This window comes from Paraburkholderia phenoliruptrix (assembly GCF_019511605.1).
In the GTDB taxonomy this organism is placed as follows: Bacteria; Pseudomonadota; Gammaproteobacteria; order Burkholderiales; family Burkholderiaceae; genus Paraburkholderia; species Paraburkholderia phenoliruptrix_A.
On record NZ_JAEUAV010000002.1, the window covers coordinates 523,160 to 548,736 of the forward strand.

At 64.4% G+C, this 25,577-nt stretch carries 25 protein-coding genes and 1 rRNA gene; 19 read left to right on the forward strand and 7 right to left on the reverse strand.

Annotated features, from left to right (window positions below; all coding sequences use genetic code 11):
* The first annotated feature begins 156 nt into the window (after positions 1-156).
* The 6 genes from JNB89_RS06035 to JNB89_RS06060 all read left to right on the forward strand — a co-directional run bounded on the left by JNB89_RS06035 (position 157) and on the right by JNB89_RS06060 (position 6,027).
* Entirely contained in the window at positions 157-1,011 is an 855-nt protein-coding gene (locus tag JNB89_RS06035) for a MurR/RpiR family transcriptional regulator (RefSeq protein ID WP_013343054.1), read from the forward strand.
* Between the two features lie 105 nt (positions 1,012-1,116).
* Positions 1,117-2,172: a C45 family autoproteolytic acyltransferase/hydolase gene (locus JNB89_RS06040; RefSeq protein WP_431026579.1), complete on the forward strand. Its 1,056-nt coding sequence runs from the start codon at positions 1,117-1,119 to the stop codon at positions 2,170-2,172.
* Between the two features lie 31 nt (positions 2,173-2,203).
* A complete protein-coding gene (locus JNB89_RS06045) occupies positions 2,204-3,532 on the forward strand; it encodes an aspartate aminotransferase family protein (protein ID WP_220361617.1) in 1,329 nt (442 codons plus the stop codon).
* Positions 3,533-3,672: 140 nt separating this feature from the next.
* A complete protein-coding gene (locus tag JNB89_RS06050) occupies positions 3,673-4,227 on the forward strand; it encodes a carboxymuconolactone decarboxylase family protein (protein WP_135895782.1) in 555 nt (184 codons plus the stop codon).
* Positions 4,228-4,604: 377 nt separating this feature from the next.
* A complete protein-coding gene (locus tag JNB89_RS06055; protein ID WP_013343058.1) occupies positions 4,605-5,030 on the forward strand; it encodes an OsmC family protein in 426 nt (141 codons plus the stop codon).
* A gap of 148 nt (positions 5,031-5,178) precedes the next feature.
* Positions 5,179-6,027, forward strand: a complete 849-nt coding sequence (locus JNB89_RS06060) for an isocitrate lyase/PEP mutase family protein (protein WP_220361618.1) — start codon at positions 5,179-5,181, stop codon at positions 6,025-6,027.
* Positions 6,028-6,170: 143 nt separating this feature from the next.
* Here JNB89_RS06060 and JNB89_RS06065 read toward each other — a convergent pair whose 3' ends face one another.
* Positions 6,171-6,644, reverse strand: a complete 474-nt coding sequence (locus tag JNB89_RS06065) for a RidA family protein (protein WP_220361619.1) — start codon at positions 6,642-6,644, stop codon at positions 6,171-6,173.
* Between the two features lie 168 nt (positions 6,645-6,812).
* On the reverse strand, positions 6,813-7,862 hold the full coding sequence (locus JNB89_RS06070) for an SDR family oxidoreductase (RefSeq protein ID WP_220361620.1): 1,050 nt from the start codon (positions 7,860-7,862) through the stop codon (positions 6,813-6,815).
* Between the two features lie 57 nt (positions 7,863-7,919).
* Here JNB89_RS06070 and JNB89_RS06075 point away from each other — a divergent pair, with 57 nt between their 5' ends.
* The gene (locus JNB89_RS06075) at positions 7,920-8,969 is read left to right on the forward strand and encodes an AraC family transcriptional regulator (RefSeq protein ID WP_220361621.1); all 1,050 of its coding nucleotides are present in this window, start codon (positions 7,920-7,922) and stop codon (positions 8,967-8,969) included.
* On the opposite strand, the gene JNB89_RS06080 is transcribed toward JNB89_RS06075, so the two are convergent.
* Positions 8,926-9,435, reverse strand: a complete 510-nt coding sequence (locus JNB89_RS06080; RefSeq protein WP_041729354.1) for a MarR family winged helix-turn-helix transcriptional regulator — start codon at positions 9,433-9,435, stop codon at positions 8,926-8,928. The genes JNB89_RS06075 and JNB89_RS06080 overlap by 44 nt on opposite strands.
* A 208-nt stretch (positions 9,436-9,643) precedes the next feature.
* On the opposite strand from JNB89_RS06080, the gene JNB89_RS06085 reads away from it, so the two are divergent.
* The 4 genes from JNB89_RS06085 to JNB89_RS06100 are packed head-to-tail and all read left to right on the forward strand — an operon-like array spanning position 9,644 to position 14,749.
* Positions 9,644-10,615: an amidohydrolase family protein gene (locus tag JNB89_RS06085; RefSeq protein ID WP_220361622.1), complete on the forward strand. Its 972-nt coding sequence runs from the start codon at positions 9,644-9,646 to the stop codon at positions 10,613-10,615.
* Complete coding sequence (locus JNB89_RS06090) at positions 10,612-11,979, forward strand: MFS transporter (protein ID WP_220361623.1); 1,368 nt, start codon at positions 10,612-10,614, stop codon at positions 11,977-11,979. The genes JNB89_RS06085 and JNB89_RS06090 overlap by 4 nt, the downstream gene beginning before the upstream one ends.
* Positions 11,980-12,038: 59 nt before the next feature.
* Entirely contained in the window at positions 12,039-12,503 is a 465-nt protein-coding gene (locus tag JNB89_RS06095) for a (2Fe-2S)-binding protein (RefSeq protein WP_135895789.1), read from the forward strand.
* Positions 12,500-14,749: a xanthine dehydrogenase family protein molybdopterin-binding subunit gene (locus JNB89_RS06100; protein WP_220361624.1), complete on the forward strand. Its 2,250-nt coding sequence runs from the start codon at positions 12,500-12,502 to the stop codon at positions 14,747-14,749. The genes JNB89_RS06095 and JNB89_RS06100 overlap by 4 nt, the downstream gene beginning before the upstream one ends.
* Before the next feature lie 137 nt (positions 14,750-14,886).
* Here the strand turns inward: JNB89_RS06100 and JNB89_RS06105 are convergent, their stop codons facing one another.
* The 4 genes from JNB89_RS06105 to JNB89_RS06120 are packed head-to-tail and all read right to left on the reverse strand — an operon-like array spanning position 14,887 to position 17,572.
* Positions 14,887-15,276 (reverse strand): DoxX family protein, encoded by a 390-nt coding sequence (locus JNB89_RS06105; RefSeq protein ID WP_135895791.1) that lies wholly within the window; start codon positions 15,274-15,276, stop codon positions 14,887-14,889.
* Between the two features lie 34 nt (positions 15,277-15,310).
* Positions 15,311-16,381, reverse strand: a complete 1,071-nt coding sequence (locus JNB89_RS06110; RefSeq protein ID WP_220361625.1) for a maleylacetate reductase — start codon at positions 16,379-16,381, stop codon at positions 15,311-15,313.
* The gene (locus JNB89_RS06115) at positions 16,368-16,691 is read right to left on the reverse strand and encodes a Dabb family protein (RefSeq protein WP_220361626.1); all 324 of its coding nucleotides are present in this window, start codon (positions 16,689-16,691) and stop codon (positions 16,368-16,370) included. Before JNB89_RS06115 ends, JNB89_RS06110 begins: the two co-directional genes overlap by 14 nt.
* Complete coding sequence (locus tag JNB89_RS06120) at positions 16,688-17,572, reverse strand: intradiol ring-cleavage dioxygenase (protein WP_220361627.1); 885 nt, start codon at positions 17,570-17,572, stop codon at positions 16,688-16,690. The genes JNB89_RS06115 and JNB89_RS06120 overlap by 4 nt, the downstream gene beginning before the upstream one ends.
* Before the next feature lie 118 nt (positions 17,573-17,690).
* Between JNB89_RS06120 and JNB89_RS06125 the strand changes: the two genes are divergently transcribed.
* From JNB89_RS06125 to JNB89_RS06160, 8 genes are all read left to right on the forward strand, one after another.
* Complete coding sequence (locus JNB89_RS06125; RefSeq protein ID WP_220361662.1) at positions 17,691-18,614, forward strand: LysR family transcriptional regulator; 924 nt, start codon at positions 17,691-17,693, stop codon at positions 18,612-18,614.
* Between the two features lie 384 nt (positions 18,615-18,998).
* Positions 18,999-19,754, forward strand: coding sequence for a DeoR/GlpR family DNA-binding transcription regulator (locus tag JNB89_RS06130; RefSeq protein ID WP_220361628.1), 756 nt, complete (start codon positions 18,999-19,001; stop codon positions 19,752-19,754).
* A 288-nt stretch (positions 19,755-20,042) separates the two neighbouring features.
* Complete coding sequence (gene phnS, locus JNB89_RS06135) at positions 20,043-21,131, forward strand: 2-aminoethylphosphonate ABC transporter substrate-binding protein (RefSeq protein ID WP_220361629.1); 1,089 nt, start codon at positions 20,043-20,045, stop codon at positions 21,129-21,131.
* A 114-nt stretch (positions 21,132-21,245) separates the two neighbouring features.
* On the forward strand, positions 21,246-22,355 hold the full coding sequence (gene phnT / locus JNB89_RS06140; protein WP_220361630.1) for a 2-aminoethylphosphonate ABC transport system ATP-binding subunit PhnT: 1,110 nt from the start codon (positions 21,246-21,248) through the stop codon (positions 22,353-22,355).
* Complete coding sequence (locus JNB89_RS06145) at positions 22,333-23,298, forward strand: 2-aminoethylphosphonate ABC transporter permease subunit (protein ID WP_220361631.1); 966 nt, start codon at positions 22,333-22,335, stop codon at positions 23,296-23,298. Before phnT ends, JNB89_RS06145 begins: the two co-directional genes overlap by 23 nt.
* Positions 23,288-24,151, forward strand: a complete 864-nt coding sequence (phnV, locus tag JNB89_RS06150) for a 2-aminoethylphosphonate ABC transport system, membrane component PhnV (RefSeq protein WP_220361632.1) — start codon at positions 23,288-23,290, stop codon at positions 24,149-24,151. Before JNB89_RS06145 ends, phnV begins: the two co-directional genes overlap by 11 nt.
* Before the next feature lie 233 nt (positions 24,152-24,384).
* Positions 24,385-24,960, forward strand: a complete 576-nt coding sequence (locus JNB89_RS06155; RefSeq protein WP_220361633.1) for a phosphonate degradation HD-domain oxygenase — start codon at positions 24,385-24,387, stop codon at positions 24,958-24,960.
* Between the two features lie 510 nt (positions 24,961-25,470).
* Positions 25,471-25,577, forward strand: a 16S ribosomal RNA gene (locus tag JNB89_RS06160); the annotation flags it as partial.

Below are 25,577 nucleotides of genomic sequence, written 5' to 3' on the forward strand. Positions count from 1 at the left end.
GCGGGGCCGAGCTAGGTTCCCTGTCTTAACGGCGCAATGCAGGGGTTCTTTATGAGGATTTCCCCGGAGTACGCCGCGCCTGACGTTTCGCCCTTGCCCCCGGTGGTAACATTTGTTGTCGTCCTCTCAACCCTTCGCGCCCTCCGCATCCCCTGCATGCCAGATAGTTTCGACCAGCTTGCCGCCCTGATCCGGGCGCGCTTTGCCGAACTCAGTCCGCAATTCCAGATGGGCGCGGGCTTCCTGCTCGACCATCCGGACGAGGTCGCGGTCTCGTCGATGCGCAAGGTCGCCGAGCGCGCGCAGGTGCAACCGGCGTCGCTCGTGCGCCTTTCGCAGCAGCTGGGCTTTCCCGGCTGGAACGAGCTGCGCAACCTGTTCGTCGCGCGCCTGCGCACGCGGCCCGAGCCGCTCACCAGCCGCGCTCGCTCGCTGGTCAAAGCGAAAGAAGCGCTCGCCAACGACCTGCTCGTCGCCCAGCAACACAATCTCGAAGTGACGGCCGCGCACAACGGCCGCGTGATCGTCGAAGCGGCGCGACTTCTGCGGCGTGCGCCGCACGTGCATGTTGCCGGTTTCCGCTCCTGTTACTCCGTCGCTTTCGGGCTCGTGTACGGCTACCGGCTGTTCCGTCCGTCGGTGTCGCTGCTCAACGGCGAGGCGGGCACGCTGGAAATGCAATTGCGCACGGTGCAGCGCGACAGCGCCACGATTGTGATCAGCTTCGCGCCGTATTCCGTCGAAGCCGCGCGCGTCGCGGAAGCGGCGCTCGAAAAGGGCAGCAAGCTCGTTGCCATTACCGACAGCGCCGTCTCGCCGATCGCGTTGAATGCCGACAAGGTGCTGATCTTCTCGCACGAGAGCCCGTCGTTTTTTCCCTCGCTCGTGGCAGCCACCGCCATTGCGGAATCGCTGGTTGCGCATCTGCTCGCGCTCGAGGGCGCGGACGCCGTCGAACAGCTGAGCATCGTCGAACAGTCGTTGCACGCCAAAGGCGCATACGTATCCTGAGCGCAGTCGGTGTAGGGATCGCCGGTGGTGTCGGCGCGCCATGTTTGACAACATATGTTGTTGCGGCGTATAAATACGTTCCAATTGTTGAATGGACGCGGCGCCGTGGAATCGATACGAAATCTGGAACTGTTTGCGGTGAAGGGCGAGCCGTACGAGATCGGCTACCGTTTGGGCGAACTGGCGCGGCCCGTGTTCTCCGCTTACATGGAGCAGAGCAGCACATGGCGCGCGGTGAGCCGCTGGCGCGGCGCGCCCTACGTGCAGGCATTGCGCGACGCCGCCCGCCTTCATTTCCCCGCACTGCTGGCCGAGCTCGACGGCATGGCCGCGGGCCTGCACTGGCCGGCGGAAGACCTCTTCTTGTGGAACTGCCGGGGCGAACTGGTCCACCACGCGCGGGACGGCTGCACGACGCTCGCCGCGGTGGAAGGCGCCACCCGCTTGATCGCCCACAACGAAGACGGCGACCCGTTCCTGCGCGAGCGCTGTGCGTTGGTCGACGTGCAACCCGTTGGCAAGCCGGGCTTCGTGAGCTTCTATTACCCAGGCTCGTTGCCGGGGCACACGTTTGCTGCGAACCGCGCGGGCCTCGTGCAGACCATCAACAATTTGCGCATTTGCACGCCCGCCGCCGGTGTGCCGCGCATGATTCTCGCGCGGGCCGTACTCGACACGCATTCGCTCGACGAAGCGCTGCGCACGCTGCGCGCTGCGCCGGCCGCGAGTGGCTTTCATCACACGATCGGCTGGTCGCAGGAGCCGCGCATGGTTAGCGTCGAAGTGACCGCGCAGCGTTGTTCTGTGGTGGAGATCGGCACGCGCGCCGGTCATGCGAACCATATGATTCATCCAGGCTGCGAAACGCAGGCGCAGATCATCACTGAATCGTCGCGCGACAGGCAGAGTCGCGTGAATGCATTGTTGCAAGCCGCAGCTTTTCCGCTGACGAAAGAAGCCCTGCTCGCGATGCTGCACGACCGCGAGCCCTCGGGCCTGCCGATCTATCGCGAAGACCCGCTCGATCCCGACGCAGAGAACACGCTGGCCACGGCGCTCTTCGAGCTTGGCGCCGCCGGAGTGTCCATGCAGGTGGTGTGCGGCGGGCGGCGCGTTGCCGATACGTTCATTCCGCGCACGTCACCGGCATCCGCATGCTGAACGCGGCCAACTTCTCTTACACGTGAAAGTCATGTCCACCGTATTTCATCGTTCTCCGAAGCAGTCATTGCCGGTTGCAGTTGCCGGCGACGGCATCGAAATTATCGACTCGACCGGCAAGCGCTACATCGACGCCTGCGGCGGTGCCGCCGTTTCGTGCCTTGGCCACAGCAATCAGCGCGTCATCGACGCGATCGCGCGGCAGGCGCAGCAACTGCCGTACGCACACACGTCGTTTTTTACCACGCAGGCGGCGGAGGAACTCGCAGACCGGCTCATCGAGCGCGCGCCGCCTGGTCTCGGGCACGTGTACTTCGTGTCGGGCGGATCGGAGGCAATCGAGGCCGCGCTGAAGCTCGCGCGGCAATATTTCGTGGAGAAGGGCGAGCCGGCGCGTCGTCATTTCATCGCGCGGCGGCAGAGCTACCATGGCAATACACTCGGGGCGCTCGCCATTGGCGGCAACGCGTGGCGGCGCGAACCGTTCTTGCCGCTGCTGATCGAAGCGCATCACGTGAGCCCGTGCTACGCGTATCGCGAGCAGCGTGCCGACGAGACCGAAACTGAATTCGCGCAGCGTCTTGCCGACGAACTCGAACAGAAAATTCTGGAGCTGGGCGCGGACACGGTGGCGGCTTTCGTCGCAGAAACGGTGGTCGGAGCAACCGCGGGCGCGGTGCCGCCGGTGCGCGAGTACTTCCGCAAGATTCGCGCGGTGTGCGACCGTTATGGCGTGCTGCTGATTCTCGACGAGATCATGTCGGGCATGGGCCGCACCGGTTATCTGTATGCATGCGAGGAAGATGGCGTCGCGCCCGACCTGCTGACCATCGCAAAGGGACTTGGCGCCGGTTATCAGCCCATCGGCGCGACGCTCGTCAGCGAGCGGATTTATCAGACCATCGTAGGCGGCTCGGGGTTCTTTCAGCATGGCCACACCTATATCGGCCACGCCAGTGCCTGCGCGGCGGCGCTCGAGGTGCAGCGCGCGATAGACGAAGAAAATCTCTTGCCCAACGTGCTGGCGCGTGGCGAACAATTGCGGGGGTTGTTGCGCGAGCATTACGCGCAGCATCCGCACATCGGCGACGTGCGCGGGCGCGGGCTGTTCGTCGGCGTCGAACTGGTCAGGAACCGCGAGACCCGCGCGCCGTTCGACGCGGGTCTCAAGCTGCACGCCGCGATTCGCCGCGAAGCATTCGCGCGGGGCCTGATGGTGTATCCGATGGGCGGCACGGTCGACGGCAAGATCGGCGATCATGTGCTGCTCGCGCCGCCGTTTATCTGCACGGCGCGCGACATCGACGAAATCGTGAGCCGTCTGGCTGAGGCGATTCAGGGCGCGCTGAGCGCGATCTGAGCGCGATATAAGCGCGATCCAGGCTCAACGCAAGGAAGCCGTGCATGCGACAGTTGTCGGCGGTTCCCTTGCAGGCGCCGCGCTTTGCTTTTACTTTTAATTTTTGCTGTTCCCACTCACCCTCGACTTGCGAGACCGCGATGACAGAACGTCTGCCCGCTTTCCAGATAACCGACGCGACGCCTGAGCAAAAGGCGGTTCTCGACGAGATTCTGTCCGGCCCGCGTGGCAACCTGAACGGACCGTTTCTCGGCTGGATTCATAGCCCGGAGCTTGCGCAGCAGGCGCAGCGCCTTGGCGCGTTCTGCCGCTATCGCACCGGATTGCCGCTGCGTCTTTCCGAGCTCGCCATTCTGGTCACGGCGGCGCGCTGGCAGGCGCAGGCGGAGTGGTACATCCACTATCCGATAGCGCTCGAAGCCGGCGTGCGCGAGGCCGACGCCGAGGCGATACGCGCGGGCCGGCGGCCTGTTTTCGCCGATCCCGACGACGCGCTCGTCTACGACTTCGCAAGCGAACTCTACGACACGCGGCGGGTGTCCGACGCGACATATGAGAAGGCGCTCGGGCGCTTCGGGCACCAGGTGGTGATCAACCTGGTGGGGCTTCTCGGCTACTACGCGCTCGTCGCGATGACGCTGAACGTGTTTGAGATGCGTGCCATCGGCCAGGAGAGTCTGCCCTTCGCGGAGTAGGTGCGTCTGCGGGCATGGCGACTTGCCGCGGTAGGTGTGGGATATCTGGCAGATGCCTGGAAGATGCCCGGCGGATGCGGCATGCTCGGCATCTGACGACATGTGCAGCATCTACGGTATGTACCGCGCGTGCCGCATCTGCCGCATCTGCCGCACATACGCCATATGCCCCCCATTGACCCGCGCACTTGGCGTGGCACCGTCACGGCATTCACACACCAAAGCGCCTATGATGAAGGTCGGTCCACGTCCGCGCCCGTCACACTGCGCCGCACACACGGCCGATGCACAAGCCGCGAACCATCCGGGCTGGACCGCTGCGGCGGGCATCCGCATCAGTCGTGCGGCGCGAAGCAGGGCACAAACAGGAGAGAACGATGAAGCGCAAGGCATCAGCAGTCTGGCAAGGCGGTCTGCAAGACGGCAAGGGCTCCATTTCCACCGACAGCGGCGTCCTCAAGGAGACTCAATATTCGTTTTCCACGCGCTTCGCGGACGGCATCGGCACGAACCCCGAAGAACTGATCGCGGCTGCGCATGCGGGCTGCTTCTCTATGGCGCTGTCGGCGGAACTGGGTAAGGCGGGCATTACGCCTGAACGTATCGGCACGACTGCCACGGTCACGCTCGACAAGGAAGGCGGCGGCTTTGCGATCACCGCCGTGCATCTCGACGTGGCGGTGAAGATTCCCGGCGGCGACAAGGCCGCGTTCGACAAGGCCACCGCCGACGCCAAGGCCGGCTGTCCCGTCTCGAAGGTGCTGAACGCCACCATCACGATGGACGCGAAGCTCGAAACCTGAGTTGGACTCGAGGTCAACAGCCTGGCGGCGGGCGGGCGTGCTGCGCGTTGCGGCGCTTGGCCCGCCTTGCCGTTCGTGAAGTCTTTCCGCACAACCCGCGCCGCAGTGCCGGCCTCGCGCCGGCGCGGCGCTCACCGGTGCCATCGCGATGACCACCCAAGCCGAAAAAGCCGAGCAATTCCGGGCGCTTCACAGCGCGCCAGAAGCCTTCGTCATTCCTAATCCGTGGGACATCGGTTCGGCGCGGCTGCTTGCGCTGGCCGGCTTCAAGGCGCTTGCGACGAGCAGCGCCGGTTATGCGTTTTCGCGCGGCCTGCCGGATAACGCAGTGGGCCGCGCGCAGATGATGGTCCATCTCGCCGAAATTGCGGGCGCGACCGATCTGCCCGTCAGCGCTGATCTGGAAAACGGCTTTGGCGACGCCCCTGAAGACTGCGCGCAGACCATCCGCATGGCCGCGCAGGTGGGCGTGGTCGGCGGCTCGATAGAAGACGCAACCGGCCGCGCCGACGAGCCCCTCTATCCGTTCGAGGCCGCCGTCGAGCGCGTGCGCGCCGCGGTAGAAGCGGCGAGGGCGCTGCCGTTCCCCTTTACGCTAACGGCGCGCGCCGAGAACTATCTGGCTGACCGCCCCGACCTCGACGACACGATTCGCCGCCTGCAGGCCTATGAGCAGGCCGGCGCGGACGTGCTGTACGCGCCCGGCCTCAGAACGCGCGAGGAAATCGCCGCCGTGGTCGACGCGCTCGAGCGCCCCGTCAATGTGTTGATGGGCCTGCAGGGCGTGTTGCTCGGCTTCGACGAATTGCGCGCAATGGGCGTGCGTCGCGTGAGCGTGGGGGGCTCGCTGGCGCGCGCGGCGCTCGGCGCCTTCCTGCGCGCCGCGCACGAGATACGCGATCAGGGCACTTTCAATTACACGAAGGACGCGGCGAGCGGCAACGAGCTCAATCAGCTCTTTGCTACGGCCGAGCAGCGGTGGCCGACGCCGCGCTGAGCGTCAGCGGTATTCGTTTCGCAGCTCAGTGAGCGAACCGATTGTGCCGATGCGATGCGTGCGCTGGCGACCCGCACATGCATATGCATTCCATCGTCATGATTCTGGCTGGCGCAACGCCTGGCGCATGATGAGACGAGCTATCAACGGGCTGCATCGCCGTGCAACTCGAACACGCTGTCGATTTCTACCGGAATGCCCATGGGCAGCGTGTGCACGCCGATGGCGCTGCGGGCCGGCAACAGGTCCGCGCCGAACAGGTCCAGCAGCAGGTCGCTCGCGCCATTCGCTACCTTTGGATGCTGGGTGAACGACGCCGATGCACGCACGTAGACAGTCAACCGCGCGCAGCGCCTGACGCGATCGAGTCCGCACTGTTCGTCGAGGCAAGCGAGAATCATCAGCATCGTCAGCCTCGCGCAATGTTGAGCGCGTTCAAGGCTCATATCTTCGCCGACGACGCCTGTGACAGGCGCGCCGTTCTCGAAGGGCCCAAGGCCGGAAACGTGCGCCTGGTTGCCGATGATGGATACGGTGCGATATGAGCCGAGCGGCGCGATGGGCTCAGGAAGAACCAGCCCGAGAGTCGCGAGACGGGCGCTTGTGGTTTCAGACATGAAATCTCCGTGCGTAAAAGGTGGCAACCGCTCAGTGGCAACCGTTGAGTGGCAGCCGCTGAGTGGCAACCGTAAGCAAAAGCTTGGAGGACCTTGCCGGGCGTAGGGCCGCATGTCGTCCAACCGGCACAAAGGTACCAGCGAATAGCGGTTGTGTGCGTGGGATCGTTAGTTTGTATCGCGCAGGAGCCCCAGCCGCACGAGGCTTTCAGCCGTGGCAACGATAGCTTCCTCACGCGGGCGCGGCGACCAGCCAAGCAGGTCGATGGCCTTCTGGCTGGTGGCGTTCAGATTCAGGCCGAGCAGCGGCAGGGACCCTCGCAACGCTGGATCCCTGAGGGCGCCGAGGCGCACCAGCCAGTTGGGCAGCACGCGCGTGGATACATGGCGTGCGGCATGCCCCATGCGTGCTTTCAGAAGCTGAGCGACGTCGGCGAGCCACATGCTTTCGCCAGCAATGGCAATGAAGCGCTCACCGCTAGCGGCTTCGTGGGTCATGGCGCGCACATGCAGATCGGCCAGATCCCGCACGTCGACGAAGCCCGAGTTGATCCGCGGATTGCCGGGCTGGCCGTTCAGCATGCCTCTGATCAGGCGAATGGAGTGTGAATAGTCCGCGCCGAGCACAGGTCCAACAACCGTGACAGGGTTGATTGCAGACAGTTGCAAACCCCGTCCTTCCCGCGCGACGAAGTCCCAGGCCGCGCGTTCCGCCAAGGTCTTCGACTTCTGATAAGGCCACACATCGGGTTTCGTCAGGTCGCTCCAGTCGCTCTCGTTGAAGGGCCGCTTCATTGGCCCGTGCCCAGCGCAGATCGCACCGAAAGCGGAGGTCAGAACCACGCGCTGCACGCCCGCGTCGCGTGCGGCGCGCAGCACGCGCAGATTGCCTTGCACCGCGGGCCTGATCCAGTCGTCTTCGCTCGTCTGCGTTCCGGTGGGCGTCGGCGACGCTCCATGCATGACGTAGGCGCAGCCGGCAACTGCTTCTTGCCAGCCTTCGTCGGAAGCGAGGTCGGCTGCAACAAACGACAGACGATCCGCCGGCTCGACTCCACCTGCGTTGAGTTGTTCGCGCACCTGCGTTTGCCGCGTCAGCGAGCGGACGGTGGTTCGCACGCGATACCCGCGATCCAGCAGCGCGAGGATGCAGTGTTGTGCAATGAAGCCCGTACCGCCGGTGACGAGAACGGATACGTCTTTGCTATTGCTGTTCATGTCGTGAATGTCCCGGACGAAGAACCGGAAGATTAAGACCCGACCTGCGGATTGTTAATGCTCTATAGTGCGATTTACTTGCGCGACCGTACGATCATGAGTGGCGATCCCTTCTCCGACATCCTCAAATTCACAAATGCCGAATCGCTGGCGACGGGCGGCTTCTCGGCCGGCGGCGCGTGGGCCATCCGTTTTCCGGCACCGGACAAGATCAAATTCTTTGCCGTGGTGAAAGGCACATGCTGGGTTTCTATAGACGGCAACGACGAACCCTTCTGTTTTGGAAGCGGTGATGTAGGTCTTCTGACGGCGAAACGGTCCTTTGTGCTCGCGAGCGATCCTTCTGTTGTGCCCGTCGACGCAATGGCGTTGTTCTCGGGCGCAGGGAGGTCCACGGTCACACTGGGCAACGGCGATGACTTCGCACAGATCGGCGGACACGTGCTGCTCGATCCGGCCAGCGGCAGCTTGCTGTCAGGCGTTCTGCCGCCGTGGATTCACGTACCGGCCACATCGCCGCAGGCAGCAAAGTTCCGGTGGCTTCTCGAGCAACTTGTGGAGGAGCGCGCGGCCGATTTGCCTGGCGCGCAACTCGTGTCGGCCCAGCTGTCGCAGCTACTCTTCATTCAGATACTGCGCGCTCACCTGCAAACATCCAGTCCCATGACAGGTTGGCTGCGCGCGTTGGGCAACCCGCGCATTGCGCCCGCGCTGCGCCTCATGCACGGCGATCCGGCACGCTCATGGCATCTGGACGAACTTGCCAGCGCCTGCGCAATGTCACGGACCACGTTCGCTTCGCACTTCAGGGCGAGCGCCGGTGTCGCGCCACTCGCTTATCTCGCCGAATGGCGCATGCGTCTGGCGCAACGCCGCTTGCGCGAGGAAAACGCGCCGGTCGCCGTGGTGGCCCAGTCGCTTGGCTATTCGTCGGAAAGTGCTTTCAGTCACGCCTTCAAGCGCATGACCGGACATTCGCCGAAGGCATACCGGCAGGTCGCACGGAACGCTGCGTCGGAAGACGTCAACCAGGGACGCAGCAGCGTTCGCTCGCAACAGGCGGTTAACGGTTCGAGTCCGCAGCCGTTTCCATTGGAACCTCAGTGAAATGCTCGAGCGATTCGGCGTTCGCGTACAGGCGCTCCAGTAGATCCCGCAGAAAGTCGATTTCCACCTGACTAAAGCAGTTCAACGCAGTCACTTCGAAGTGCTTCGCGAGCGGCACGATCTTGCGCGTGAGTTTCGCGCCCTCGGCGGTGAGCGATAGCTGCACGGCGCGCCCGTCCGACGAACTTTTCTCGCGCAGCACCAGACCCTGCGCGATGAGTCGATCGACGATCCGCGACAGAGCGGACATGTCCACGCAGGCACGGTCTACCAGTTCCGACAGGCGCTGATGCGGGCGGTGCCCGAGCGACGCGCACACGCGCCATTCGCTCAGCGACAGGCCATAGTGGCGCAGCACTTTTGAAAACGAACCGCCCATACGACTGCCCGCACGCGCGACGAGGTAGGGAATTGCGCGTTCCAGGTCGTGCTCGATGAGCGGCGGGTTCGGCCTCTTCATATTCATACCGCGGCGTAATAGTTGAAGTTGCAAGTATATACCATCGGCTACGGGACGGCCAAACTCGGCTATTTGTCGCGTTTACTCCGGACTTAACGACAGTGGTGGAGCCGAGCGTCACGCGGGTATTCCCTGATTCATAGTTGAAAAATCAAATATATACTGGCCGGAAATTTAGATGATTTTTCAAGTAAATTTCCGTGAGAGCCATGCTATGAAAGACAAGATTGCGCTGGAAGAACACTTCGCCATCGACCAGACCATCGGCGATTCACAGGTATATGCGCGTGCGCAAGTGTGGACGACGCTGCGCGCGAATCTGCTCGACTTCGAGCAGCAGCGCCTCGAGCAGATGGAAGAGTGGGGCACCGCGTATTCGATTCTGTCGCTGAATTCGCCGGCCGTGCAGGCGATTCCCGATGCCGGCCGCGCCTATGACGTGGCACGCCGCGCCAATGACGTGCTTGCCGAACAGATCAGCCGCCATCCGAAGCGCTTCGGCGGCTTCGCCGCCTTGCCGATGCAGGATCCCGAACTCGCCGCGCGCGAGCTGGAGCGCTGCGTGAACGAACTGGGATTTCACGGCTTTCTGGTGAACGGCTTTTCGCAGGTTGGCGACGCAGACACCGTCGTCTACTACGACGACCCGCGCTTCGAAGGATTCTGGGCGCGCGCTGCCGCGTTGAACAAGCCGTTCTACATGCATCCGCGCGATCCGCTGCTGACGCACGCAAAGGTATTCGACGGCGCGCATTGGCTGACCGGCCCGACGTGGGCGTTTGCCGCGGAAACCAGCATGCATGCGCTGCGTCTGCTGTCGAGCGGGCTCTTCGATCGCCATCCGCAGTTGCAGATGATCCTCGGCCATTTCGGCGAGGGCATTCCGTCCAACGTCTGGCGCATCGACCACATCCTGCGCAAGGGCCGCCGCGGCATGCCGTGCGAACGCGAGATCGGCGATTACCTGCGCGAGAACGTGTACATCACGACAAGCGGCAATTTCCGCACACCGACACTGCTTTCGACGATGCTCGAAGTCGGCAGCGACCGCATCATGTACTCGGTCGACTATCCGTTTGAAAAGCACGAGGACGCGGCGCGCTGGTTCGACCGCTGCGAAATCAGCGAGAACGACCGGCGCAAGATCGGCCGGGACAACGCGCGCCGTCTGTTCGGTCTCGCATGAACATGCGCGAGCAACAGTCGCATGCAATCGACGTCGCCGCCACCATCGACGCGCAGCCGGTCGGCGCCTTCCAGAAGCGGTTGATGGTTTTGATCGCGCTGTGCGTGGTGGTCGACGGATTCGACGTGCAGTCGATGGGCTTCGTCGCCCCCGCGCTGATTGCATCGTGGCACGTGTCGCGCGCGGCGATGGGGCCGGTGTTCGGCGCGAGTCTCGTCGGCATGCTGATCGGCGCGCTGTCGATGGGGCCGCTCGCCGACCGGATCGGCCGTCGTCCGGTGCTGCTTGGCTGCACCGCATTCGTCGGCGCGATGATGATTGCAACCGCGTTCGCCGGCTCGCTCGCGCAATTGCTTGCGCTGCGTTTCGTGACCGGCTGCGGCCTTGGCGGCATCATGGGCAATGCGGTCGCGCTCGTGAGCGAGTACAGCCCGGCCCGCAAACGCGCAACGCTCACCATGTGGGTGTCGTGCGGCTTCACGTTAGGCGCGGCGTTCGGCGGCGTCGTGTCGGCGGTGTTGATTCCGCTTGCCGGCTGGCGCGCGGTGTTTGCGCTCGGCGGCGCGGTGCCGCTGCTGATCGCCGCGGCGATGGCGTTCGCGCTGCCCGAGTCGATGCAGTTTCTGATTGCGCGCGGCGCGCAGGCCGAACGCATCGCCGCGCTGTTGCAACGCGTCGCGCCTTCCGTACACGTCGCTGCGTCCGCGCGCTTTGTCGCACCGCTGCGCACGCATGACGGAAGTCCGGTCGCGGCGCTGTTTGCCGACGGTCGCGCGCGGGTCACGCTGCTCGCGTGGGGCGTCAACTTCATGAACCTGCTGAACCTGTTCTTTCTCGCGAACTGGCTGCCGACCATTGCGACGGACTTCGGCTACGGCGTCGCCGATGCGGCCATTATCGGTACGACGCTGCAGATAGGCGGCGTGATCGGCACGCTCGCCATGGGACCGCTGATCGACCGTTGGGGTTTTTTTCGCGTGCTCGTGCCTGCCTGTCTGATCGCGACGCTCACTATCCTGTCCATCAGCCACGTCGCTGCGGTTTCACTGGCGATGCTGCTGGCGGTCGTCGCAGCGAGCGGCTTTGCGATTGTCGGCGGGCAGCCGGCAAACAACGCGCTCTCGGCGGCGCTTTATCCGGTCACGCTGCGCGCGACCGGCGTGGGTTGGACGCTAGGCATCGGCCGTGCCGGTTCGATTGTCGGACCGCTGGTTGCCGGCGCGCTGATGCAACTGCACTGGAGCGCGCAGCAACTGTTCTGCGCGGCGGCGATTCCGGCTTTGCTGTCGTCCCTCATGTTGTACGCAATGTCGCGTGACCGCCGCCTCATGCTGACGCGCAAGCCTTCGACGGAAGCAGTCTGAGCGCGCCTGCGCCGCTCGCCTCGCCGTCGTACTTCTTTCTTTCCCACTGGAGTATTCCGATGACGATTTCGCTGCTGGTGAATCGGCAACGGCGCACGGTTCCCGCGTCGCCCGACACGCCGCTGCTGTACGTGCTGCGCAACGACCTTGCGCTGAATGGCGTCAGGTTCGGCTGCGGACAGGCGCAATGCGGGGCGTGCACGGTGATGCTCGGCAAGACGCCGGTGCGTTCCTGCGTGTTCCCGGTCGGCGCGGTGCGCGGCCAGGCCGTGACGACCGTCGAGGGGCTCGGCACGTCCGGGCAATTGCATCCGTTGCAGCAGGCCTTCATCGACGAACAGGCGGCACAGTGCGGCTACTGTTCGAGCGGCATGCTGATGGCGGCCAAGGCGTTGCTGGACGCGAATCCGCACCCCGACGAGCAGGCCGTGCGTAGCGCGCTTGCGGGACAGAAGTGCCGTTGCGGCGCGCACAACCGGATTGTGCGCGCCGTGTTGCGGGCCGCGGAGGCAATGCGCGCATGAACGCCTTCGAGATACGATCGCCAGGCTTTTCCGCGTCGCGCCGCCGCTTCGGCAAACAGGCGGGCGCGCTGGTGGCGCTGTTTTCGCTCGCGCCGTTCGCTTGCCCCGCGCAGACGTCTGCGCCGGTCAGCTTTCGCGCGAACCCGCGGTTGACCGGCTGGATACGCGTGGACGAGCGGGGCCGCGTGACCGTGTTCACAGGCAAGGCCGAACTTGGGCAGGGCATCCTGACCGCGCTCACGCAAATCGCCGCGGAGCAACTGGACGTCGATTTTTCGAGCGTGACGATCGTCTCCGCCGACACGTCCCGCAGTCCGAACGAGGGCTACACATACGGCAGCCAGTCGGTCGAGCAAAGCGGCGCTGCTCTGCAGGCTGCGAGTGCGCAGGCGCGCGCGGTGCTGGTCGGCGCGGCGGCGCGGCAACTGGGCGTCGCCGCCGATGTCCTGAGCGTACGCGGCGGCGTGGTCCACGCGCCCGATGGCCGCAGCGTGCCCTACGCCGATCTCGTGCGCGGCGAGCGCTCGCTGCTGGATCGCGAGGTAACGGCCGATGCGCCCGTCAAGCGGCCCGCCGACTACAGGTTGATTGGCCATTCGATCCCGCGCATCGATCTGCCTGCGAAGTTCACCGGCGGCGCCGCGTTCGTGCAGGACATGCGCCTGCCCGGCATGCTGTTCGGGCGCGTGGTGCGCCCGCCTCGTGCGGGAGCGAATCTGATCGCCGTGGATCTGGAGAAGGCGCGGGCCATGCCGGGCGTCGTCGCAGTGGTCCGCGACGGCGATTTCCTCGCGCTCGCTGCCGAACGCGAAGAACAGGCGATCGCCGCGCGCGCGGTGCTCGCGAACGCTGCCCGCTGGAACGACGCGCACGCCGATCTTCCCGATGTCGACGCATTGCCGGCCGCGCTGCGCAGTTGGCGCAGCGAGGACACGGTTGCAGCGGCAACCGGTCAGGACGTACCGGTGCCGGCGGACGTCCGCTGGATCGAAGCGGACTATTCGCGGCCGTATCTGTCGCAGGCTTCGATTGGACCTTCGTGTGCGCTTGCATGGTTCACAGGTGCGCATATGACCGTGTGGTCGCACACGCAGGGGGCTTACCCGCTGCGCGCCGATCTTGCGACGGTGCTCGGCATGCCAGTCGACTCGGTCGATGTCGTGCACGTACCGGGCTCGGGTTGTTACGGCCATAACGGCGCGGACGACGTAGCACTCGACGTGGCGCTGCTCGCCCGTGCAGTCGCGGGCCGGCCCGTGAAGCTGCAATGGATGCGCGACGACGAATTTGCGTGGGCGCCGATCAGTCCTGCCATGTCCATGCGCATCCGGGCCGCGCTCTCGCCGCAGGGCCGCATCGCCGACTGGCAGTACGAAGTGTGGAGCAACACGCACGCGGCGCGGCCGGGGCAGCCCGGCGGCATCAATCTGCTCGCAGCGTGGCATCTGCAAAAGCCATTCACCCCATCCCCGTTCCTGCGCATTCCTCAGCCGTACGGCAACGGTGATCGCAACGCGGTGTCGGTGTATGCGTTGCCGCGGCAACGCGTGGTCAATCATCTGCTGCTCGATTCGCCCATCCGCACGAGTTCGCTGCGCACGCTCGGCGCGTTCGGCAACATTTTCGCGATCGAGTCGTTCATGGACGAACTTGCGAGCGCCGCTAACGCTGATCCAGCCGCGTTCCGCCGCGCTCACCTGAGCGATCCGCGTGCGCTGGCCGTGCTGAATGCTGCGCTCGCGAAAGCGAACTGGCGCGCGGACGAAAAGTTGCCGCCGGGACGCGGGCGCGGTCTCGCGTATTCGCGCTACAAGAGCATTCAGGCGTATGCGGCGGTGGTGGTGGACGTGGATGTGGAACGCGAGAGCGGCGCGGTCAGAATCGAACGCGTCACGATTGCGGCCGATCTCGGTCGCGTCATCAATCCGGACGGCGCGAGAAACCAGATTGAAGGTGGCGTGCTGCAGGCGCTCAGCTGGTCGCTCAAGGAGCGCGTGAGTTTCGACCGCCGCGAAATCACGACGCGCGGCTGGGCCGACTATCCAATCTTCACGTTCGAAGACGTTCCGCCTGTCGACATTGTGCTGATCGACAGGCCGGAGATGCCGTCGCTAGGTGCGGGGGAGTTCTCGGTGGGCCCGGCTGCGGCGGCGCTGGCAAATGCAGTCGCGGCGGCGACAGGCGGCCGCGTGCGCGATCTGCCGATGACGCCGCAGCGGGTCAAGGCGGCATTCGCCGCGGTTTGAAGGCGGATTGAACGCGGTTTAAAGGAGGTTCAAACGCGGTTTGCATTTCGCAGCGCGGCGCCGGATCGACCGGCGCCGCGCTCTAAGGTCAATTGGCCGTTAGCCTACTGAACATGACAAGCGCGCGTGCTGAGCAATCACTCGCTGCGCGACCGCGGCCCGATCAGCAGTAGAAATCCGCCGACCATCGCGATGTTCTTGAAGAAGTTGTTCAGTTGCGGATTGAACTGCGCCGGATCGGCGTCCCAGAAGCGATGCGCGACGAACGCGGTCATCAGCGTATAGACGGCGAGAATCGCCGCGACTTCGCGCACGCGCCAGCCAAAGATGAGAGCCAGCGAGCCGCCGATCTCGAGCAGTATGACGAGCGGCACGATCGCTTCGGCCATCGGCAGGCCGAGTTTCGTGAAATAGCCGACTGTCGCCGACCACGTGAGCAGTTTGCGGATGCCGGAAATCAGAAAGAGCGCCGCCATCAGCGTACAGGCAATGCGCAGTCTGGCGGGATGCATGGAGAGCGTATTCATCGTCGAAGTTGTCTTATAGGTGGACAGTGAAACATCAGGACAGCGCGGGCGGCGCTCCGTCGAACGCCCGTTGCAGCAGCGCGCGAATGGGCGCACGTTCGAGCGGGCGCGGATTCCAGTACGCGTTCTGGCAAGCGAGGTCGGCGGCGCGGTCGAGGTCGGCCTCGCGCATGCCGAGTGCGGCGAGCGACACCGGCACCCCGAGCTCGCGCGCGAGTGCATGGATGCCCGCGGGCGCATCGTCGCAACCCAGCGCGTCGGCAATCCGCGCCATCGCCTGCGGCGCAGCGCTCGCGTTGTACGCAAGCGCGTGGGGGAGCACGACCGTGTGGGTGGGCGCATGCGGCAGATCGAAACTGCCGCCGAGCGTATGACAGAGCTTGTGATGCAGCGCCATTCCGACAGAGCCGAGTACCGACCCGCACAGCCACGCGCCGTACAACGCATCGGCACGCGCGTCGAGGTTCGACGGCTCGCGCGCGAGCGTCGGCAGACTGCGGGCGAGGGCAGTAATGCCCTCGTGCGCGAACAGGCTCGTCACCGGATTCGCATCGCGTGCATACAAGCCTTCGGCGGCATGCGCGATTGCATTGATGCCGCTCGTCAGCGACAGCGCGGTGGGCAGACTCAGCGTCAGCTCGGGATCGTAGACGACGGTTCGGGGCAGCACGCGCAAGTCGCTGCCCGTGCGCTTGAGGCCCCCCTCGGTGATGCCGTAGATCGGCGTCATTTCGCTGCCTGCGTAAGTGCTCGGTACGGCGATCACCGGCAATCCGCTGGTCAAGGCGACAGCTTTCGCAAGGCCAATGGCGGACCCGCCGCCGGCTGCGATCAGGCAATCGGCGCGCAGTTGCCCGGCAAGTTCGCGCGCCTCGCGAGCCAGCGTGGCCGGTACGTGCATCGCGGCCCGATCGAACAGGCCTGCGCTCGCGCCTTCGAGCGCTGCCGACAACGATTCGCCCAGGGCTCGCTGCTCCAGACCGCATATAACGAGTGCGCGGCGGGCGCCGAGCAGACGCACTTCGTCGCCGATCGTCGCGCGCTTGCCTGCACCGAAGACGACGCGCGCGGCCCGGCCGGTGTAGACGAACTCATGAGTGTGCATGACGCGTGTCCCCGATTTCATAGTCGACCTGGAAACGCGCGACGCGAATGTCGCCGAGCGCCGCTTTCATGCGCAGATGCGCCGGATGCGTCGCATAGCCGTCGAGCGCGCTCTGCGATTCGAAGTCGGCGACGAGCACTGCGTCGCATGCATAGTCGACGCCGCTCGTATCCAGTCCAAGTTCGATCGACAGCATGCCGGGAATCTCGCCTTCCATTGCTTCTACCGACGTCTTCACGAGCCGGCGCGCAGCCTCGCGCTCAACGGGCGAGTCGCCGCGCAGCTTCCACATCACGACATGGCGGATCATGCTTTGTCTCCTCGCGGGTTCAGCACAAAGCGGTAATCGACCGTGTAGAAGGGCACGTTCATCGGCGTGCCGTCGCGGGCGACGCCCGCTTCGTGCCGCTTCCAGTCGACCACCAGCGACGAGCGCACGCCGAACACCGCGTCGGAGTCGAGGTAGCGATCGCCGTTGCGAAACACGTGGGTGATCAACGGCTCGTAACCGTCGGCCTGAATCCAGAAATGCAGATGCGCGGGCCGCCACGGATGTCGGCCGAGCGCCTCCAGCATCTTGCCGACCGGGCCGTCGTGCGGAATCGGATAAGCCTCCGCGAGGATCGAGCGGAAGTGAAACGTGCCGTCCGCAGCGGTGCGCAGACGGCCGCGCGCTCGCGGCTCGATGCGGCCTGCGGCGTCCGGGGCATGTTGCACGTCGTAGAAGCCGTGTTCGTCCGATTGCCAAACGTCGAGCTGCGCACCGGCCACCGGCTCGCCATCGATACCGACGACGCTCCCGCTGACGAAGCAGGGCGCGCCGAGCGCGCCGTTCGCGATGTCGTCGCCAGGCGCGTATTCAGGCGCGTCGGGCACGAAGAATGGGCCGAGTACGGTTGCTTCCGTGCACGCGGCTGGCTTGCGGTGATTCTGGGTCGTCACGAGCATGGAGAGCCCGAGCGTGTCGGACAGCAGCACGAATTCCTGCCGGCGGTCGTCGGTGATATGGCCGACCTCGGTGAGAAAACGGATGGCATGGAACCACTCGTCCTCGGTGAGCTTCACGTCGCGCGCGAATGCATGCAGATGCTGCACGAGGCTCGTCATGACGGTGCGCAGGCGCTCGTCGCTGCAGCGCGCCATGGACGCGAGCACGGCCTGGGTGATGGTGTCTTCGTTGATATCAAGCATGGGTCTCCTCCGCAAATGTTCCGGTACTGTAATCGTGCCGCACTTCGAGAAATATGATCGTCGTGGAAAACATTGTTCCGCGCGGCGGAAAAAGCGGCACTCGAATTAAGGGTCGATGATGGATCGCTTCGCACAGATGGAATTCTTCGTGTTGACCGCCGATCTTGGCAGCATGACACGCGCGGCCGAGCGGCTCGGCCTGTCGAACGCAGCGGCGAGCCGGATGCTGAGCAAGCTGGAAGACCGGCTCGGCGTGCGGCTGGTCGAGCGCACCACGCGGCGCCTGTGGCTCACCGACGCGGGCCGCGAGTATCACCGCCGCTGCAGCGCGCTGATTGCCGAAGCCGCCGACGCAGATGCCGCGGCGGCCGAATTGAGTACGCGGCCGCGCGGCGTGTTGCGCGTCACGTGCTCGGTGTCGTTTGCGTTGCTGCACATCGCGCCGTGGCTGCCGCGGTTTCGCGAGCGCAATCCGGAGTTGCGCGTTCACATCGAAGCGGCCAACCGCTATCCGAACTTCATCGAGGCGGGCATCGACGTTGCGGTGCGCACGCGCGAGCATGAAAGCGATTCTGGGATCATGGTGCAGAAGCTCGCGCAGACGCGCCGCGTGTTCGCCGCGTCGCCGGCTTATGTGGCGCGCCGCGGCTGGCCTGACACGCCCGAAGCGCTCACCTCGCACGACCTTCTGGTGTATGCGCTCGCGACCGATCCGTACGTGCTGCATCTGCGCAAAGGCGACGAGTCGCGAGAGGTACGCATCGCGCCCGTGTTCGAATCGAACGAAGGGCAGGTGATCTGCGCGGCAGCGCGTGCGGGCATGGGCATTCTGATCCAGCCGCTTTACATCGTGCGCGACGACATCGTCGCAGGGCGGCTCGTGCCGCTGCTCGAGGACTGGCAGTTGCCGCCGCTCATCATCAATCTTGCGTACCAGAGCCGACGGCATCAGCCGGCGAAGATTCGGGTATTCGCGCAGGCGCTGCGCGAGCATATGGAGTCGGCCGGTTTGCAGACCTCGTGGAACCTGCGTGGCGCTTAAGTGTGACGGAAGGAGGCGGCAAACGTGCAATAGGCGCAATTCTGGTCATGAGACGCCGGTGCCTTTCAATGTGGCGTGTGAGGAAGCCCTCGCAGAGCTGCCGCACCGTGTATGATTCCGGCGACAAAGCCGCCCGGAGGCGGTTGGATGCGCTGCGTGTGGGCGGCAAGGTCTTCGCCAGCGTCACGGCGCGCTTGAACGTCCTGCCATTTGGCCAATTCAGACGCATAGCCGCGGCGGGCCATTCTGCCGGTATCTGCTGACGCATCCGTCCGTCGACGGGCGAACGTCGGCCATGAGCGCTGTCAGCCGTTGCGGGCGGGTTTTGATGCATGAGTACCCGCTCGACGCACCTCATAGCAAATGACGAAGGAAACGTCCTGAATGCTGGCAGAACAACGTCACCAATACATACTGGCGCAAGTCGCCAAAAACGGCGCACTCTCCGTGGCTGAGCTGGTGCGCGAACTGAACGTATCGCGCGAGACCATTCGTCGCGATCTGAACGCGCTGGCCAGGCGCGGCCTGCTCGTCACGACGCACGGCGGCGCGCTTTCCAGCGACCGGCGCGAGCCCGATCTGGACACGCGCGAGGCCGCGAACGCGGGTGCGAAGCGCGCAATCGGCGAACGCGCGGCCGAATTCGTTCCGGATGGCGCGTCACTGATCGTCGACTCGGGCAGCACCACGCAGGCCGTCGCGCGAGCCTTGCTCGATCGGCACCGACTGTCGATCTATACGAACGACTGGCGCATTGCGCTGCTGCTCGGCCGGCGCAACGAGAACCGCGTAACGCTGCTGGGCGGCGAGCTCTCCGATATCGAAGACGCCACCTTTGGGCTCGACACAGTGCATCAACTCACGCAGTACCACGCGGATTTCGCTTTCATTGGCGCAGGCGGAATCTCGCCTGACGGCTACCTTACCGACTACAGCCGAATGGCCGCCGAAGTGCGCAGCCGCATGATTGCCGCGGCGGACACAGTGGTGATCGTCGCGGATCATTCGAAGTTCGGGCGCGTCACACCGGTGCGTATCAACGGCATCGAGTCGGCGCGTTATCTGGTAACCGAGCAGGCGCCCGAGCGCTCGCTCGCGAGAGCGATCACCGCGCACGGCCCCGAGATCGTAGTTGTGTAGGCGGTGCGTGTGGCACGCGCAGCCAGGCGGCATGGCGGCGCCGTTCAGGCTTCACTGCGCTCACCGTTCTTCCCCGACCACTGTTTGCGACGCGTGTCGCCTCTCCCGTTCGACCCACTAGTCATAGCCTTGTCACTTAAACCTGTGATTCTCTCGCGACTCACATTCGCGCCGGGCAGATAGCGCGAATGTCATGTGCCTGGGCAGTCGTGCTCCGCGGGCCATGCCATCACAACAGGTATCGGGGTTCCTCCCGGCCGTCAGGTTTTTTGCCTTCGGAGAAGCGACATGACAAGGACGACTTCCGCTCAGACCACGGGTCTCGCGCGCAAACTGTTGCCGGCGCTCGGCGCCGCCGCGGTCTTCGGCGGCGCGGCCATGCAGGCTTACGCGGCCGATGCCGTGGTGCTGTACACCGCCGACGGCCTCGAAAATCTTTACAAAGACGTGCTGCCGGCTTTCGAAAAGAAAGAAGGTGTGAAGGTCAACATCGTGACGGCGGGCAGCGGCGAAGTCGTGAACCGCGCGACCATCGAGAAAGATCAGCCCAAGGCCGACGTCATCGTGACGCTGCCGCCGTTCATCCAGCAGGCGGAGCAAAGCGGCCTGCTGCAGGCGTATCAAAGCGTCAATTACAAGAACGTCCCGGCAATCGCCAAGGCGCCCGACGGCGCGTGGGCGACCTTCGTGAACAACTACTTCTCGTTCGCGATCAACCCCGAGGTTACGAAAAACGAACCTAGAACATTTGCCGATCTGCTGCATCCGGACTACAGCGGCAAGATCGCCTATTCGAATCCGGCGACGGCGGGCGACGGCATGGCCGTGATCATTCTGACATCGTCGCTGATGGGCGAGGACAAGGCTTTTGACTATCTGAAGAAGCTGGAGCAAAGCGCCCGATTCCACACCAAGGGTACCGGCTACCTCGACGTGCTGCTCTCGCGCAACGAAATAGCGTTTGCCAACGGCGACTTGCAGATGGACCTCGACGACGCGGCCAACGGCGGTTTGTCGCTCAAGCCCGTGTTTCTCGCTGCGGCGCCTGGCGGCCAGCCGACCACGTTCCAGTTGCCCTACGCGATTGGTCTGATCAAGAACGGTCCGAACCAGGAGCAGGGCAAAAAGCTGGTCGACTATCTGATGTCGACGCAAGTGCAGTCCAGGGTGCCGGACATCTTCGGCATTCCGGGCCGCAGTGACGTGCCGCTCGCCGGCAAGAACGGCGAAACGGTCAAGCAGGCGATTGCGGGGGTGAAGCTGATTCCGGTCGACTGGAATCAGGTCATGGCGAAAAAAGCCAACTGGACCGCACGGTGGAAGAACGACGTGATCGGCTCCTCAGGCAAGCAGATTGAAGTCGTCAAGCCGAAGTAAGTTGCTCCTCGCTGTTTGGTCGACGGGATAGTCGAGGTATCCAGCGTCGTCGCGATCGTTCGTGAACCGCTATTTCGTTGCGCACGCATCGATCCTGCCTGGAGGATGAATCGGGTGAACTCTGCAAGTCTTGCACATCGCGGCACGCTCCGCGTCTCGCCGCAATCGCAGGACGCGGATGACGCCGCGGGCCCCGTTGTGCCCGGCGGCGTGCAGATTGACCATCTGAGCGTGCGCTTCGGCTCGCGTATCGTGCTCGACGATCTGTCGTTGTCGATCCGGCGCGGCGAGTTGCTCACCGTGCTAGGCCGCAGCGGCTGCGGCAAGACCACGCTGCTGCGGTTCATTGCCGGTTTCATTAATGCTGACGAATCGTCGGGCACGCTAAGCGTTGCGGGGCATGATCTCACCCATGTGCCGCCGCACAAGCGCAACCTTGGCCTGCTGTTTCAGAGCTATGCGCTGTTTCCGCATCTGTCGGTGTTCGAGAACGTTGCGTTCGGCTTGCGCGCGCGCCGCATATCGTCAAAGGAAATCGCGCGACGCGTGGCGGACGCGCTCAAACTGGTGCAGTTGGGAGATGCCGGCCACGTGATGCCCGCGCAGCTTTCCGGCGGCATGCAGCAGCGCGTCGCCCTCGCGCGCGCGCTCGTGATCGAGCCGGACGTGTTGTTGCTCGACGAGCCGCTCTCCGCGCTCGACGCCAATCTGCGCGCCTCAGTGCGCTCGGAACTGAAGGCGCTGCACGAGCGGCTGCCGAACCTCACCATCATTTGCGTGACGCACGATCAGGACGATGCACTGGTGCTGTCGGACCGTACGCTGCTGATGCGCGATGGCCGCATCGCGCAACTCGGCACGCCGCAGCAGTTGTATGACACGCCTAACGACGCGTTTGTCGCACGCTATCTCGGCGCGGCGAACCTGCTGCCGCCGCACGTCGCATTCGGCATGGACGATGTGCGCTACAGCGAGCGTGAGCGCCTCGCGTGCCTGCGGCCTGAAGCGCTGCGCCTCGTGCCGCTCGGGCAGGGGCAGTTGCACGGCGCGATCGCTTCGGTGGAATGGTATGGCGCCGTGTTGTCGGTGTCGGTCGAACTGGACGCAATGCCCGGCGAACCGGTGCTCGTCACGACGCAGCGCGGTCACGGCATGACGCCGGAGAAAGGCGCGCGTGTTTCCCTGCGTTACGAGGCAGACGATGTCGTCCTTATCAAGCCCTGAGGCGCCGGCTGCCGTTGCCGCCTTGACCGCCGCCGCCGCCGCCGCGGACGACAACGATGCTCGCCGCCGCGCGAGCGTCGCTTCGCACCGCCTCGCGGCGAGGCGCCGCGAGCGCAGGGCGCAATGGCATCTGCTGTTCATCGCGTTGTTCGTGCTCGGGCCGCTCGTGGTCTATCCGCTCGTGCGGCTCGTGGCGCTGAGCTTGAACGGGCCGCAAGGCGTCAGCCTGCAGGCATATGCGGGGTTTTTCGGCAATCCGCAGACTCGCGGCGTAATCGGCACGACGCTGTGGATCATGTTGGCGAGCGCGGGGCTCGCATCGCTGCTCGGCGTGACGCTCGCGTCGCTGCTGTTCTTCAAGCCGTTTCCGGGCGCGCGCATCGTCACGCGCTTTCTCGAACTGTTCGTCGCGTTTCCATCGTTCCTGGTGGCCTTTACGCTGATCTTTCTGTACGGCTCGCAAGGCTCGGTCAGCATTGCATTGCAGCGGCTTTTTCATCTGCAGGCGCCGCTCGATTTCCTGTTCGGCGCGGGCGGCGTAATTCTCGCAGAAGTGGTGTTCTATGCGCCGTTCGTCGTGCGGCCTACATTGGCGTCGTTTGCCACGCTCGATATGCGCCTGATCGAAGCGGCCCGCAGTCTGGGCGCAAGCATGTGGATGGTCGCGTTCAAAGTGATTCTGCCGCTCGCCTGGCCAGGCATCGCGGCGGGGACCATTCTGTGCTTTCTTCTCACGCTCAACGAATTCGGGATTCTGCTGGTGCTCGGCAGTGCGCATCTCATCACACTGCCAGTCGCCATTTATAGTTCGGCCACCGTCGACCTCGATCTGCCGACGGCCGCCGCCGGCGCGGTCGTCATGCTGTTCGTGTCTTTGTCGCTGTACGCGCTGTATCGCCAGGTCAACGGTCGCGCGCTGAGAGGAGCGGGTCATGGCCGATGAGTTCGACCATGCGCTGCCGCCGGTCATGCACGTGAAAGCGCGGCCGGTGCGCCGGAGTGCGGTCGCGCGGTTGCTTGGTGGTCTGTTCCTCGGCCTCGTTGCGCTGTTGTGTTTCTGGCTGTTCGTGTTGCCGGTGGTGGTGGTTGCGCTCTCGAGCGTGGCCGCTCACTGGTCGGGCACCATTCTGCCTGACGGTTTCAGCACACGCTGGTTCGAGCGGCTCTCATCGAGCGACTTCGACGCGCTGACGACGAGCCTCGGAATCGGCATGGGCGTCGCGGTGCTCGGCACGATGCTCGGCCTGTGGCTGGCGCTTGCGCTCGAAGGACGGGACCGGCGCGGCCTCGGCGCGTGGGTCGACACCATCGCGATGATGCCCAATGGCGTGCCGAGCGTAGTGCTCGGGCTCGCGGTGCTGATCGCGTATCACAAGCGGCCGGTCGATCTGTCGAGCTCGGCGGCGATCGTGGTGTTGGTGCAGCTCGCCTTGGTGCTGCCGTTCTGTTACCGCTGTGCGGCCGCCGCGTTGCGCCCCGAACTGACGGTGCTGCGCGAAGCAGCGGCGAGCCTTGGCGCGCCTGCGTCGATGGTGCTGCGCCGGGTCGTGTTGCCGCAATTGGTGCCGGCGATTCGCGCTAGTCTCGCGCTGGGTTTCGCGTTGTCGCTCGGCGAGCTGGGTGCAACGCTGACCGTTTATCCGCCGGGGTTTGCGACGGTGCCGATTGTCGTCGTCGGTCAGGTGGAGCGTGGGTACTACCTGCCGGCGTCCGCGTTGTCGCTGATACTGCTGCTGGTGTCGCTCGCGGCGCTGATTCTGATCGCAGCGCGTGTGCCGCGGCGGCGGCGCGATTGAGCGGGGCGGCTGGTTTTGCTGCCGGCGTTTGTCGGTGTGTGCTGCCGTTTGTCGGTGAGTGTCGGCTTTTTCGACGATGAGCGGCTTCGGGCAAACCTTTTCGGATCTCGCGGAATCTTGCGGCCGGCCGAATGTGTGCGGGCTTGCGGTGACAGCTTTGAGTATCACGACGGCAATCGCGCGACGAAGCTTGTTATCCACTGGATACGTTTCGATTACCGTGGAGCACCAGCGTGGCATTGACCATACGCGACATCCGCTTCCTGTTCGAGCAATACGGCGACATTGCTTATAGCGGCGAACCGGTTACGCAACTCCAGCATGCATTGCAGACCGGCGCGTTGGCGGAGGAAGCCGGCGCTGGTGACGAACTCGTCGTCGCCGCGTTTTTGCATGATCTTGGGCATCTGCTCAATCGGAAAGGGGATACGCCTACGGAGCGGGGCGTCGACGATCTGCATCAGTACTTTGCGCTGCCGTTTCTGCGAGCCGTGCTACCGGACGCGGTACTGGAGCCAATCCGCCTGCACGTGGACGCCAAACGCTGCCTTTGTGCCATCGACGACACGTATATCCGCCAGCTTTCCGCCGATTCGTTGCGCAGTCTGGCCCTGCAGGGCGGCGTATTCAGTCGCGACGAAGCGGACGCGTTTCTGCAGCAGGCCTACGCGCACGACGCGCTGCGTCTGCGGAAATGGGACGATGAGGCGAAACAACCGGATCGCGCAACGCGGGATCTCAGTCACTACCTGGGCGTGGTCGAACGCGTCATGAGTAAAAGCTCGATTGCGCGGTTTCGAGCGACGTAGTCCGGTTGCCGTGCCGGATCGTTCGCGCTATTCCTGCACGGCTCGCGCTGGTCGAAATAACGCTTGCAAGGTGTCTCGAGGCTCGCTAGAATCTCGCTCTTTCGTGCTCCGGACGCCGGGGCACGGGAAGCGGGAAAGCCAGTGGTGGCAAGGCTTCCAGCGGCGGTAGCAGGTTCAGGCAGTAGCAAAAACCTGTTGACGGTGCGGCGGAAGTTCTTCATAATCTCGCTTCTCTGCTGCTGATGCAGTAACGCAGAACGAAGCAGTGCCGGGTGGTTGTAGCAGGCGCTGCGGAGTATGCGGACCGATCTTTAAAAACTAGCAGTCGATAAGTGTGGGCGCTTGATGCGCGACGCGAGCCGGGTTCTTCGGAGTCTGGCGCAAAGCGAAAGTATCAAGTCTCACACAGTAATGAAAGGAAGGTTTTTCTGTCGGAAGATGGAAAGATCATTCGTCAGTACGTTGAGTGAGCGACCGGGTTCGAAAGAGCCCGAAAACAGTAACAGGTTTGAACTGAAGAGTTTGATCCTGGCTCAGATTGAACGCTGGCGGCATGCCTTACACATGCAAGTCGGACGGCAGCGCGGGCTTCGGCCTGGCGGCGAGTGGCGAACGGG

Coding starts and splice junctions, on each gene's coding strand:
- JNB89_RS06035 (WP_013343054.1), top strand. CDS start 157: ATGCCAGATAGTTTCGACCAGCTTGCCGCCCTGATCCGGGCGCGCTTT.
- JNB89_RS06045 (WP_220361617.1), top strand. CDS start 2,204: ATGTCCACCGTATTTCATCGTTCTCCGAAGCAGTCATTGCCGGTTGCA.
- JNB89_RS06050 (WP_135895782.1), top strand. CDS start 3,673: ATGACAGAACGTCTGCCCGCTTTCCAGATAACCGACGCGACGCCTGAG.
- JNB89_RS06055 (WP_013343058.1), top strand. CDS start 4,605: ATGAAGCGCAAGGCATCAGCAGTCTGGCAAGGCGGTCTGCAAGACGGC.
- JNB89_RS06060 (WP_220361618.1), top strand. CDS start 5,179: ATGACCACCCAAGCCGAAAAAGCCGAGCAATTCCGGGCGCTTCACAGC.
- JNB89_RS06065 (WP_220361619.1), bottom strand. CDS start 6,644: ATGTCTGAAACCACAAGCGCCCGTCTCGCGACTCTCGGGCTGGTTCTT.
- JNB89_RS06070 (WP_220361620.1), bottom strand. CDS start 7,862: ATGAACAGCAATAGCAAAGACGTATCCGTTCTCGTCACCGGCGGTACG.
- JNB89_RS06075 (WP_220361621.1), top strand. CDS start 7,920: ATGCTCTATAGTGCGATTTACTTGCGCGACCGTACGATCATGAGTGGC.
- JNB89_RS06080 (WP_041729354.1), bottom strand. CDS start 9,435: ATGAATATGAAGAGGCCGAACCCGCCGCTCATCGAGCACGACCTGGAA.
- JNB89_RS06085 (WP_220361622.1), top strand. CDS start 9,644: ATGAAAGACAAGATTGCGCTGGAAGAACACTTCGCCATCGACCAGACC.
- JNB89_RS06090 (WP_220361623.1), top strand. CDS start 10,612: ATGAACATGCGCGAGCAACAGTCGCATGCAATCGACGTCGCCGCCACC.
- JNB89_RS06095 (WP_135895789.1), top strand. CDS start 12,039: ATGACGATTTCGCTGCTGGTGAATCGGCAACGGCGCACGGTTCCCGCG.
- JNB89_RS06100 (WP_220361624.1), top strand. CDS start 12,500: ATGAACGCCTTCGAGATACGATCGCCAGGCTTTTCCGCGTCGCGCCGC.
- JNB89_RS06105 (WP_135895791.1), bottom strand. CDS start 15,276: ATGAATACGCTCTCCATGCATCCCGCCAGACTGCGCATTGCCTGTACG.
- JNB89_RS06110 (WP_220361625.1), bottom strand. CDS start 16,381: ATGCACACTCATGAGTTCGTCTACACCGGCCGGGCCGCGCGCGTCGTC.
- JNB89_RS06115 (WP_220361626.1), bottom strand. CDS start 16,691: ATGATCCGCCATGTCGTGATGTGGAAGCTGCGCGGCGACTCGCCCGTT.
- JNB89_RS06120 (WP_220361627.1), bottom strand. CDS start 17,572: ATGCTTGATATCAACGAAGACACCATCACCCAGGCCGTGCTCGCGTCC.
- JNB89_RS06125 (WP_220361662.1), top strand. CDS start 17,691: ATGGATCGCTTCGCACAGATGGAATTCTTCGTGTTGACCGCCGATCTT.
- JNB89_RS06130 (WP_220361628.1), top strand. CDS start 18,999: ATGCTGGCAGAACAACGTCACCAATACATACTGGCGCAAGTCGCCAAA.
- phnS (WP_220361629.1), top strand. CDS start 20,043: ATGACAAGGACGACTTCCGCTCAGACCACGGGTCTCGCGCGCAAACTG.
- JNB89_RS06145 (WP_220361631.1), top strand. CDS start 22,333: ATGTCGTCCTTATCAAGCCCTGAGGCGCCGGCTGCCGTTGCCGCCTTG.
- phnV (WP_220361632.1), top strand. CDS start 23,288: ATGGCCGATGAGTTCGACCATGCGCTGCCGCCGGTCATGCACGTGAAA.